Genomic DNA, 11,904 nt, shown 5'->3' on the forward strand with positions numbered 1-11,904 from the left:
TTCTAATTATTTTTGCACCGCTCTAAGCGATGTGATTAAACCAAACTTGTTAACTTCTTGCTTTTGCAAGGTTTTGATAATTTTTGCAATTGTAGGATACTCCTCTTTGCTGTCGCCTTTAATAGCTATACGCAACTCTTTGTTGTGTACAAGCTTGTCAGCTTTACGCGCATTTTTAATCCAATGGTACAATTCATTATTATCAGTAGTGTCTACAGGTACACCAGCTTGCAAAGTGCCCGTCCTTTCGGCCGGGGTCATGTTCAAATAGCTTTTTAAGCTTACAATAGACACACCTACTGCGTCTAAGCTTTGAAACGCTTTTTCTTCGTCTGGTGTAAAGGTTAGGTTGTATTGTGCAGCCATACCTTTTAATGTCTCTAAACGCACGTCAGCGCCTTCCACACTAAAGAATACTTTACCCTGTGCAACAAGCATTGTCGAAAAATCCGACTCAGGCAATGCCTCTATGGTTGTTGATGCAGGGATATCAGTTGGCAATGGATCCTGTACCTTTGGTTTTGCAGATAATATAAAGAAAGTTAACAGCAAAAACGCGACGTCGCACATGGCGGTCATGTCAATTGATGTACTTTTTCTTGAGACTTTAGCTCTTGCCATAATTGTTTATTTAAAATATAGTGTTAAATGATAAATTAACTCCAGGTCTCAACACACCGCTAAGACCTGGATATTAACACTAAAATTTATTTGTTTTTATGGGTTGCTGCAAATGTAGAAACGATACTGAAACCTGTTTCGTCGATAGCGTAAGTTAAGCTATCAATTTTAGAAGTAAACACGTTATACATTACAATCGCGATAGCTGACGTACCAATACCTAGAGCGGTGTTAACCAATGCTTCAGAGATAGCCGCAGATAAGGCTGCTGTATTAGCACCAGAACCAGCTAATTCGTGGAATGCCTTGATCATACCGATTACCGTACCCAATAGACCGGTTAAGGTACCGATGGATACCAGGGTAGCGATAATAGTTAAGTTTTGCTCTAACATAGGCATCTCTAAAGCAGTTGCTTCTTCGATATCTTTTTGGATAGCCATTGTCTTTTGATCAACGTTCAAAGTTTGTTCTGCTTCCATTTCTTTGTATTTTTTCAAACCAGATTTGATAACGTTTGCTACAGAACCTTTTTGCTTGTCGCACTCAGCAGTAGCCGCGTCAATGTTACCTGAATTAAGGTTAGCTTGAATTTTTTTAACAAAAGCGTCGATACTTGCAGTACCTGATGCTTTACCGATAACGATAAAACGTTCTATAGAGAATACAATTACCATTAATACAAAACCCATTGTTACAGGAATTAAATAGCCGCCTCTGTAAACGATTCCGAATAAATCTACAGGCTCGCCTGCTTCAACATCACCACCTTTAAAGTGACTTGGATGAGCCAAAATAAAGAAAAAGATTAATGCTGTTACAAGGATACAAAGAGGTACAGTCAAGGTCGCAAACATGCCAGATGCACTTGAGCTTTCATTTTTAACGGTAGTTGGTTTTGTTGGTGCGTTTGCCATTACTTTAAATTTTAGTTTTTAGTTTTTGTTTATTTTTAGTTAGTTGATTGTGTGTTTTTTTAAGCGGATAACAAAAATAGAATATAAATGAAATAAAAAAACAGTTTCGTAATTCTTTAATAATTATTTAACATTTGCTATCGTTGGCGTTCTTAGGCTATTAATAACAGCCTTAAAATAATACTTGTTACAACAATTTTTTACAATAAAACCTATTATTTTTTTAAATAACAAGCGGTAAGGTATAAAGTTGTGTAATTATAACGTTATAATGCTGTAATAATCTTGTTATAATAGATGTTTTTAATAAGCAAGATTCTTAAACTCATCAACAGCAACACTTTACCACTGCATTATGCCAAAAGACAATACGAATAATTCCCTCTCAATTCCCCTCTAGTCATTCAATACGCTTAATCAAATCTACATTACACAACAAAAATGCCTTACAACCGATAACGTTTATATAATTAGTGGCACAATATCAGCACGTTTATGCAGTAAAACAAGCCTAAAGCAAGTTTTTTATTATATCTCAATATTAACTAAAAAATTAGTCAAATATTGCAACTTAAATTATTTGGCGCGTTTTAAAACCAACATGCCAAGTACACCAGCAATAATCGATGCCAACAATATGCCATATTTGGCTTGCGAAATATATAAGCTATTAGAAAAAGCAAGCCCGCTGATAAATAATGACATCGTAAAACCCACTCCTGCAAGCAAGGCTATCCCTATAATGTGCATCCAGCTGGCATTTAAAGGCAGGTCAGAAATTTTTGATTTTATCATTAACCAGGTAAAGCTAATTACACCAACAAATTTACCTACAACGAGCCCAATCATAACGCCAATAGTAACAGGGTTTTGTATCGCGGTAAAAAAGTCAGCACTTATAATTATGCCCGCATTAGCTACAGCGAATAACGGCATAATAATAAAAGCTACCCAGGGATGGATGGCATGTTCAATTTTTTGCAGTGGCGTTTCTGCTGCAAGGCTCAATTCCTTAACATCATATATAATATGATACTGATTAGCGGTTAGCAAAGTGCTGTTGTTTGGTATTTCTTCATCAAACTTGTAAGACATTTGACGGAGGGTGTCTGAATATTTACTTTCGCTGATACGGGTTACTGCAGGCACAGTGAAAGCTACTAAAACCCCTGCAATGGTAGCATGGATACCTGAAAAATAAAAGCATATCCAAACGGCTATGCCCACAATAAGGTAAAAGCTGCTGGTACGTATACCCATCTTGTTACCTATAATGAGCGCTACCAAAAAAATCGCGGCTAAACCTAAGACAGCCAAATTTAGCTGGTTGGTGTAAAAAAACGCGATTACAAGCACGGCCCCCAGATCGTCTGCTACTGCTAAAGCAGCTAAAAATATTTTTATTGACGGCGGCACGTTTTTGCCGGCCATAGATAATAATCCCAACGCAAACGCAATGTCAGTTGCCATCGGGATACCCCATCCGCGCGTTGCCTGGGTATTGCTATTAATTAAAACGTATAGTAGGGCAGGTACAATCATTCCGCCCAAAGCAGCCATCATTGGCAATGATGCCTTTTTTAAGGTCGATAATTCGCCTGCCAAAAATTCTCGTTTGAGTTCAAGCCCTATAACGAAGAAAAATATCGCCATTAAGCCATCATTTATCCAAACATGCAAAGGCTTGCTTAAAATGTACCTATCAAAACCAACCGATAGATTGATCTCCCACAAATGTTCGTAGCTTTCATGATCTAAATTGGCCCATAAAATGGCGGCAAGCACACAAGCTAGTAACACCACACCGCTTGTATATTCTAAATGAATAAAACGACTTACGGGAGCAAGAATTTTTTCTATTGGAGTTTTTTTCATTTTAGCGTTTTCAACCACCTGCCTTTTTAGCCTTGTAGCCATCGGCCTGTAACATAACAAGTATTCTATCGCGAAAGTCGCCCTGTATTAATATCTCGCCATCTTTTACACTACCGCCCACACCGCATTTAGTTTTTAGCTTTTTCCCTAAAGTTTCCAGGTCGTTATTGGTGCCTACAAAACCCGCTATGGCAGTTACCTGCTTGCCCCCGCCTTTGCGGTCGAGAAATATCCGGAGGTTTTGCTGCTGTGGCGGAAGGGTGCCCGCGTTATTAGCCGCAGTGCCATTATATTGAAAACTCGAATCGGTAGAGTACATTACACCACCGGTACCTTTATTTTTTTTTGACATACAGCCTATTTAAAACTATCGCCTACTATTATTTTTAATGATTGCGGTAACACACTGATTTCTACTCTTTCGCCAGCAGTCTCCGGCTCGCCGTCTAAATGCAATGGCCCATCGCTGTCGCGGGTAACCACAATATGTTTACCGCGAATAATCTCTACATATTTTGAACCTTCGGCAGTTTTGGTAAACATGCGTATCCCCATTTCAATAAACCGCCAAAGCGGAAAAGGTTTTATTACACAAACATCTATTAAACCGTCCTGCACCGATGCATACGGCGAAACGTGCGCATTGTTGCCAAATTGCGATGAATTAGCAAAGCTCAACATAAAGGCAGTACGCTTGTACGTTTTGCCGTCTATTTCAATAGTATATTCATGAGATTTATAGTTAATAACCTCTTTAAACGACGATTTAATATAAGTGATAAACCCACGGGTTTTACCATGGGCAAATACCTGGCTTATGTGAGCATCAAAGCCCATACCGGCCATATTAAAAAAAGCCTTTCCGTTGGCCGTAGCCGAGTCTATACATGCAACTTTGCCATTATTTAGATTTTTTATAGCAGCTTCGATATCCATAGGGATAGCCAGGAACCGTGACAAACCATTGCCAGACCCGCAGGGCACTACACCCAATGTAGCATTGCTACCTACAAGTACTGACGCTATCTCATTAACGGTACCATCGCCGCCAACGGCAACAATCATATCGTAATTACCCTTAGTCTCTGCGGCAACCTCGCTGGCGTGCGCTATACCTTTGGTGAAAATAATAGTACTTTGGCCATTAAAGTGTTTACCAATTAATTCTGGCACACCATCTTTTCTCTTCCCGCCCGATATTGGGTTAATGATAAATAACGTCTTCCGTTCCAATAATTTATTTTTAGCTGTCAAAAGTAAATGTATTTTCGGCTTTGTAAAAATTGTTTTATTTTTGCTGCATAATAGTGGACTGATTTTTTGCCCCCCAACGGGGGGACGGGATTGCAACCACGTAAAAAAGTGCTAATACCATCTTCTTTACAACGTTCCGTTAAACTTCTTTTTTCTGCTATATTTAACGTAATAATCATTTAAAAATGCCATACTTATTTACATCAGAGTCCGTATCAGAAGGACACCCGGACAAAGTTGCCGATCAAATATCTGACGCCTTAATTGATAACTTTTTAGCAGTAGACCCGGAATCAAAAGTTGCCTGCGAAACTTTAGTGACTACCGGACAAGTTTTTTTAGCCGGCGAAGTGAAATCCAAAGCATATTTAGATGTACAAAAAATTGCCCGTGAGGTGATCAACAAAATTGGTTATACCAAGGGCGAGTACATGTTTGATGGCAACTCATGCGGCGTGCTTTCTGCTATCCATGAGCAATCGCCTGATATTAATCAAGGAGTTGACCGCCAGGCTAAAGAAGAGCAAGGCGCGGGCGATCAAGGTATGATGTTTGGCTACGCAACCAGCGAAACTGACAACTATATGCCGTTAGCACTAGATTTGGCTCATGCCTTATTGATTGAGCTGGCTGCTATTCGTCGCGAAGCTACTGATATTGTTTATTTACGCCCTGATGCAAAATCGCAAGTAACGTTAGAGTACAATGACAATAATGAACCTACTCGTATAGATTCTATCGTTATATCAACCCAGCATGATGATTTTGATGAAGAAAAAACAATGTTGGCTAAAATTAGCAAAGACATCATCGGGGTACTTATCCCACGTGTAAAGGCTAAATATCCAAAATACGCTCACCTTTTTAACAACGATATTAAGTATCACATTAACCCAACCGGTAAGTTTGTTATTGGCGGTCCACATGGCGATACAGGCTTAACGGGCCGTAAAATCATCGTTGATACCTACGGTGGTAAAGGTGCTCACGGTGGTGGTGCTTTTTCTGGTAAAGACCCGTCAAAGGTTGACCGTTCTGCTGCTTACGCTACCCGTCACATTGCTAAAAACATGGTGGCTGCCGGTGTGAGCAGCGAAATTTTGGTTCAGGTGTCGTACGCTATTGGCGTTGCACAGCCAATGGGAATTTACGTAAACACTTACGGTACTGCTAAAGTAGGTTTAAGCGACGGCGAGATAGCTAAAAAAGTAGAAGACATTTTTAACATGACTCCTTACGCTATTGAAACCCGTTTTAAACTACGTAACCCTATATACAGCGAAACGGCCGCCTATGGTCACTTTGGTAAGCCAAGTCAAATTGTAAGCAAAACATTTACACAGCACGATGGCACTACTATTACCAGGGAAGTTGAATTGTTTACATGGGAAAAACTTGACTATGTTGACCAGGTAAAAGCTGCGTTTGGCTTATAAGATTAATGATTTTTTATAATTTAGAGCGATGGATTTTTCCATCGCTCTTTTTTTACCCGATATTTTTTATAGCATGAAACTTGTTAAAATCATTTTGTTTTTAACCATTATAAGCGCCGGTACAGGCATGGCTAAAGCACAACAGCGCGGTTTGGACTATGCCATTACAACGGTTATCAGAGATTATTTTGAGGTTAAAAACGCCCTGACAGCGGGTAATGCTAACCTCGTAAAAAACAAGGCCGGCAAAATGATATGGGACTTAAACAACGTGCCTACAAAGGACATGAATAGCCTACAACACACAGCTTGGTTTAGTTATCTATCCCGGTTACAACTGCCCGCCCGGAGCATCAGCGAGCAATCGGCCATCGCTAATCAACGTAAGCAATTTTCAGCCTTATCTAACACGCTCTATAATACTTTAAAAGATATGAAAGCAAATAGCATGGTCATTTACAGGCAATATAGCGCCGCCAGCGACTCCTATTGGCTAAATGACGGACCGGCCGTCAGAAACCCCTACTATGGCATAGCTGATAAGAAAATGGGGAGAGAAGGCGTGACTAAGGATATACTACCAGCCATCTCGGTTAAGAAATAATACCCACACTATATTTAATGCAACACCCGGAAGATAACCCCTGGCAGGTAACGTCGCAAAAAGAGCTCTATGATAATCCCTGGATAAAACTGACCGAGTTTAAGGTGGTCAATCCATCGGGCAACCCGGGCATTTATGGCAAGGTACACTTTAAAAACAGGGCAATAGGTGTTGTAGCTTTAGATGCAAACTTGAATACCTATCTGGTTGGCCAGTACCGCTTTGCTTTGAGCGAATACAGCTGGGAAATACCAGAGGGGGGCGGACCACTACATGAACACCCGCTGGATGCGGCAAAACGCGAACTACTAGAAGAAACCGGCCTTACTGCAAACCATTGGACAGAGATACAACGTATGCATCTGAGCAACTCTGTAACCGACGAGCTCTGCATTATTTACATAGCCACCGGCCTTGAGCAACTCGAAGCCCACCCTGAGGACACCGAGCAATTAATAGTAAAAAAGCTGCCGTTTAATGAAGTCTACCAAATGGTATGCGCTGGCCGCATAAAAGACGCGGTAACTGTTGCAGCAATATTGAGGGTAAAACTGATGCTGATGGAAAATAGCTTATCCCTTTAATTGACAATTTATTTTTAATTTCGTGGCATTAATTAACGTATGAGAAAATTTCTGGGCTATATTTTAACGCCATTTGCCATACTGGTCTTTTTTTTAGAGTTGGTCATATTTCAGCCAATACAATGGTTTACTTATAAATTCATAGGCTACTCGGCGCATAAAGGCGTGGTAGATTTTCTAGATCTGCTGCTCACCAAAACCGTATACCTTTTATTTAATACTGCCACGTTTATTAACAAACAAAACCTGCCTGTTGGTCGCCCTATGATATTCATATCAAACCACCAGAGTTTTTTGGATATCCCGCCGCTTATTTATTACCTCAGACCCTATCACGTTAAGTTTGTGTCTAAAATTGAGCTTACCAGGGGCGTTCCTTCTATATCCTTCAATTTAAAATATGGTGGTGGCGCAAATATTGACCGTAACGATCCGCGTCAATCGCTGATGGAAATCGGTAAGCTGGGAACCAGAATGAAAGAGAATAATTGGTCGGCAGTGATTTTCCCTGAAGGTACACGCTCAAAAACCGGCAACGTAAAACCTTTTCAGGCTGGCGGTATAGCTATCATCTTGAAAAAATGTCCAAATGCACTTATTGTCCCAATAGCTATCAACAGATCATGGGAAATGATACGCTACGGCTTATACCCTCTCAATACTTTTATAGATATGACCTGGGAAGTGCTTGAACCTATTGAACCAAGTAGTGGCACTGTTGAAGAAGTTGTAAAAGAAGCGCAGCAGAGAATTAAAGTAGCACTGGGTCAGGCCTGATGATTACAATTTACTTAGCCTTTCTCACATCCCTGGCTAAGCTACCGGCGGTTAATCTTGATACACTAACAAAAAAACAAAGTTCTTAAACGTTCTTCCCGTCAATAATCTTAAAGAAATCGTCGCGATAAGTATCTCCTACCGGGATGATTTTCTCGCCTATGCGAATCCGGCTACGCTCTATGCTATCTATCTTGTTTAGCGCTACGATGTATGATTTATGCACACGTACAAAATGTTTCTCGGGCAGCGTGTCCTCCATCTTTTTCATATTCTGCAGGGTGATGATACGCTCTGCTGTGGTAAAGATGGAGATGTAATCTTTTAACCCCTCTATAAACAATATCTGGTGCAGATACACCTTTTGGATTTTATGTTCGCTTTTTACAAATATAAAATCGCTTAAAAAATTATGTTGCTGCTGCTGTACTTGTACGGGCTCGGCAACAGGGGTCTTAGAGGGATGGATTATTGTTTGCGCCTTTTGCGCCGCTTTAAAAAAACGATCAAATGCTATTGGTTTAAGAAGGTAATCAACCACATCAAGCTCATAGCCCTCAAGGGCGTATTGCGGATAGGCCGTTGTTAAAATAACTTTTGTTTTTCCGTTAGCGATGCGCAAAAACTGAATGCCGGTAAGCTCAGGCATTTGAACATCTAAAAAAACCAGGTCAATGTTACCATCCTGCACTAACGTAAGAGCCTCAATTGGGTTGGTGGTTGATTTTACTAACTCCATAAACGGCACCTTAGATATGTAGTCTTCCAGTATGTTTAGAGCCAACGGCTCGTCATCAACTATAAGGCATCTTATCATGGCTATAAAACTAAGGATAATTCGCAAGTGTAGGTGTCAATTTCGTCGCGGATCTGTAAATTATATTTTCCGGGGTACAAAAGATCAAGCCTGCGCTTAACGTTACTTAAGCCAATACCACCTATTGCGTCGCGGTTATTGGTGTACTTTTTATTTTCAATATAAAACTGCAAGTGTTCTTTATCAATGCTGATGACCATGATTATCGGCGACTGCGTATCATTGCCAATCCCATGTTTAAAGGCGTTCTCAATAAAAGCAATAAGCAATAGCGGAACGATCTTTTGATCAGTAACCTCGCCATCAATTTTGTAATCTATTTGTGCATTGTTGCCAAATCGAATTTTTTGCAGATCGATATAGTTTTGAAGGTATTGCAGCTCTTTTGACAGGTCAACCTTATTGTCATTACACTCATAAAGCATGTAACGCATAATCTCTGACAGCTTAAGGATTGCGCCCGGCGTATTCTCTGAATGCTGATAAGCCAGTGAATAGATGCTATTTAACGAATTAAATAAAAAATGCGGGTTGATCTGTGACTTAAGAAATGCCAGCTCGGCACTAAGCCGCTGATTTTCCAGGTCGCGCTGGATACGTTCGTTCAGGAACCAATCGGTACTGAATTTTAGTATTATGCTTAAGAAAACAAACAGTATGCTGGTGAAAAAGGTACTCACAAAATAAGACCAAAAACTAATTGATTGGCGGGTTGCTTTAGTGCCAACCATAACGTTGTGCATCAACACATCATCAACAAAAAGCAGGCCCACGCAGTATTTACCAATAGCATAGGCAGCCATGGTAACCAATACCGATAGTATATAAAGGCTATATTTTTTCCGGTTTAAAAATCGGGGGATAAAAAGCAAGTAGTTGATGTAAAATAGACTTATGTTGATGGCGCCATACAAACCGAAAAGTATGAAAAGACGCCGCAGGCTTATGTCTTCGCTATCGCGAAAAATGAACACGCAAAACGCAATTAAACTTAACCAGGTAATGGCATGGAAAAATATCTGCCAGTTTTTTTTCATTACTTCAAAAGTAATATTTTGACGCACATAGCGCCACTATTTATATAGAGCACCCTATTTTATCGATCAACCGGCAATTTTTATCTACCAACCGGCAATTGGCGTTCATCTACAAATAAAGCGGGTTGGTATAAATGTTTTTAGCAGGATAAAAAAAGAGTGTTCCTTTGTTTCATCAAATAAAACGAACTCACAATGAAAAAGCTTTTTACCAACACCAATCCATTTATATTGTTACTTGCCCCGGTAATGTTTGCATTAATTATGGGCGTTAGCTACCAGTTTGAACAAAAGAAAGCGGATTTTGAAAGCGCAGCGCAATCAACCGCTAAAGCTACATCACTGTTTGTTAAAGGCGTTAGCGTTTTAAAAGGCGTTGTTGCTATTAGCAAGCAAGACGTTTGGTAAGCTGTAATTAGAGGTTGACGATTTAGTCCCAACTTCTTTTTAAGAGCAATAATCTGCGTTTTGTCGCAGCCCTAATATACATAAGTAAAAAGTCCGGGTCAATAATGTTCCGGACTTTTTTTGTTCAATTTCTTTATAAGTGATGGGAAGGAGATTCTTCGTTTCCTCAAGATGACAATTGCCGTGTTACCTCACCGGTTTAGGATACATAGGGAGACTCTCATGCCCTTCGGCATCCACAGATTGTACCGCGAAGAAATAGTTATCCTTTGAGTAGTTTAGCGTAGTTTCAGTGCCGGTTACAAAGATCTTCTTTTCCCAATAAGGGCTTATGGTTTCGCGCATCAGGATGTAATATCCAGCCGGTTTCTTCCCCGTTATTGGCGGCTGCCATTTTAACGTAGTAGTATTGGTTAAGCCCGATGTGGTAACACCAACGTTATCCGGCGATGCAGGTGCCGATGCAAGGTTAGCCAGTACCGATAAATTCATACGGGCTACTTTCTGAACATAGTTATAATCGGCATATTGAGGCAGGTCGCCGTAAATGACACCTTTTTCCGTACGCAGGTCCTGGTGCTGGTGGGTGAAATCTTCATTCATTTCAGTAAGCCTAACAGCGGTAAAGCCTTGTAGTTGAAATGAGGTTTGATCGCCACCACGCAAAAATCTGTCGCGGCGATATATCAATTTAACATCCAGATTTTCTACATAACGCTCGGCAATCTCTTTGGTATAACGTGCCAATTGGCGCGACGGGCCATCATTTTCGCCGCCGTTGCCTATTAGCCCGCCGATAGCTGTGGCAACTCTTCGACTGGTATCACCACGCACTACAGCATTAACAGAGGCAATACCCTCGCTAAATACGCGCACCTTAGTATTGTCTTTAATGCCGTTATCCTGCCCGAAGGTATTGCCTACAATGTCGTTGTTCAACATGGCATCTATATTCCAATGCTCATCCTTAGCGCGTTTAGCAACATGCGCTGATCCGTTAAGCCCTTGCTCTTCCCCAGGTACCGCCATAAAGATTATGGTAGCCGGAAACGCGCGCTGGGCCATAATCCTGCATATCTCCATAGACACAGCTGTCCCCGAAGCATCATCAACCGCACCCGGGGCATCACCCTTAATGTTCATCACATCGGTAACCCTTGAATCATAATGGCCCGATACCATATATACGCGCGTATCAGTAGGGTCGGTCCCTTTCAGTATGGCCAGCACGTTTTTTAAGACTGTCGGCTTAGCATAACGCCCACCTGCAGGTTGGGTAAAGGCATCAAACTCTACCTTCATACGGCCGTTCGAAGCGGCAGCATACTTTTCCATTTCGCCTTTTATCCAGTCGCGCGCTGCGCCAATGCCTTCGGTTTTACTGGTGGTATCGCTCATGGTGTGGCGGGTTTTAAAGCTCACCAGCTTGCGTATTATAGCCTCAACATTTTTAGCTGACACATCATCAACCATTTGCTTAATACCTGCATCCTGGCGGATGGTGGTTTGCGCAAAGGTTGTTAGCGTAAAAAACATTAGAGGTAAGAATTTGGCGAATTTCATATGCAAAAATT

Annotated in this window: 13 protein-coding genes; 5 read left to right on the forward strand and 8 right to left on the reverse strand. The window is 40.8% G+C overall.

The genetic code is table 11. The features are described from left to right. Window positions 1-6: 6 nt before the first annotated feature. From ACFSYC_RS00940 to ACFSYC_RS00960, 5 genes are all read right to left on the reverse strand, one after another. Entirely contained in the window at window positions 7-621 is a 615-nt protein-coding gene (locus ACFSYC_RS00940; RefSeq protein WP_377122480.1) for a biopolymer transporter ExbD, read from the reverse strand. Window positions 622-707: 86 nt separating this feature from the next. Then, window positions 708-1,538, reverse strand: coding sequence for a MotA/TolQ/ExbB proton channel family protein (locus ACFSYC_RS00945; protein WP_377122483.1), 831 nt, complete (start codon window positions 1,536-1,538; stop codon window positions 708-710). Window positions 1,539-2,114: 576 nt separating this feature from the next. Beyond that, window positions 2,115-3,413, reverse strand: a complete 1,299-nt coding sequence (gene nhaA / locus ACFSYC_RS00950) for a Na+/H+ antiporter NhaA (RefSeq protein ID WP_377122486.1) — start codon at window positions 3,411-3,413, stop codon at window positions 2,115-2,117. A gap of 10 nt (window positions 3,414-3,423) precedes the next feature. Beyond that, window positions 3,424-3,765, reverse strand: a complete 342-nt coding sequence (locus tag ACFSYC_RS00955) for a translation initiation factor (protein ID WP_377122489.1) — start codon at window positions 3,763-3,765, stop codon at window positions 3,424-3,426. Window positions 3,766-3,770: 5 nt separating this feature from the next. After that, entirely contained in the window at window positions 3,771-4,667 is an 897-nt protein-coding gene (locus tag ACFSYC_RS00960) for a diacylglycerol/lipid kinase family protein (protein WP_377122492.1), read from the reverse strand. A gap of 185 nt (window positions 4,668-4,852) precedes the next feature. Here ACFSYC_RS00960 and metK point away from each other — a divergent pair, with 185 nt between their 5' ends. The 4 genes from metK (at window position 4,853) to ACFSYC_RS00980 (ending at window position 8,068) form a co-directional block, all read left to right on the forward strand. Next, window positions 4,853-6,103, forward strand: coding sequence for a methionine adenosyltransferase (metK, locus tag ACFSYC_RS00965; protein WP_377122495.1), 1,251 nt, complete (start codon window positions 4,853-4,855; stop codon window positions 6,101-6,103). Between the two features lie 73 nt (window positions 6,104-6,176). Continuing rightward, window positions 6,177-6,707, forward strand: coding sequence for a DUF3347 domain-containing protein (locus ACFSYC_RS00970; protein ID WP_377122498.1), 531 nt, complete (start codon window positions 6,177-6,179; stop codon window positions 6,705-6,707). 17 nt (window positions 6,708-6,724) lie between these two features. Further along, a complete protein-coding gene (locus tag ACFSYC_RS00975; protein ID WP_377122501.1) occupies window positions 6,725-7,291 on the forward strand; it encodes an NUDIX domain-containing protein in 567 nt (188 codons plus the stop codon). Window positions 7,292-7,330: 39 nt separating this feature from the next. Beyond that, window positions 7,331-8,068, forward strand: a complete 738-nt coding sequence (locus ACFSYC_RS00980) for a lysophospholipid acyltransferase family protein (RefSeq protein ID WP_377122504.1) — start codon at window positions 7,331-7,333, stop codon at window positions 8,066-8,068. An 85-nt stretch (window positions 8,069-8,153) separates the two neighbouring features. On the opposite strand, the gene ACFSYC_RS00985 is transcribed toward ACFSYC_RS00980, so the two are convergent. After that, complete coding sequence (locus ACFSYC_RS00985) at window positions 8,154-8,885, reverse strand: LytR/AlgR family response regulator transcription factor (RefSeq protein WP_377122507.1); 732 nt, start codon at window positions 8,883-8,885, stop codon at window positions 8,154-8,156. Between the two features lie 2 nt (window positions 8,886-8,887). Continuing rightward, a complete protein-coding gene (locus tag ACFSYC_RS00990; RefSeq protein ID WP_377122510.1) occupies window positions 8,888-9,922 on the reverse strand; it encodes a sensor histidine kinase in 1,035 nt (344 codons plus the stop codon). A gap of 195 nt (window positions 9,923-10,117) precedes the next feature. Between ACFSYC_RS00990 and ACFSYC_RS00995 the strand changes: the two genes are divergently transcribed. Next, window positions 10,118-10,330, forward strand: coding sequence for a hypothetical protein (locus ACFSYC_RS00995; protein ID WP_377122513.1), 213 nt, complete (start codon window positions 10,118-10,120; stop codon window positions 10,328-10,330). Between the two features lie 186 nt (window positions 10,331-10,516). On the opposite strand, the gene ACFSYC_RS01000 is transcribed toward ACFSYC_RS00995, so the two are convergent. Continuing rightward, a complete protein-coding gene (locus ACFSYC_RS01000; protein WP_377122516.1) occupies window positions 10,517-11,893 on the reverse strand; it encodes a M20/M25/M40 family metallo-hydrolase in 1,377 nt (458 codons plus the stop codon). Window positions 11,894-11,904 lie beyond the last annotated feature (11 nt).

Origin of the sequence: Mucilaginibacter antarcticus (assembly GCF_042686155.1) — a bacterium.
In the GTDB taxonomy this organism is placed as follows: Bacteria; Bacteroidota; Bacteroidia; order Sphingobacteriales; family Sphingobacteriaceae; genus Mucilaginibacter; species Mucilaginibacter antarcticus.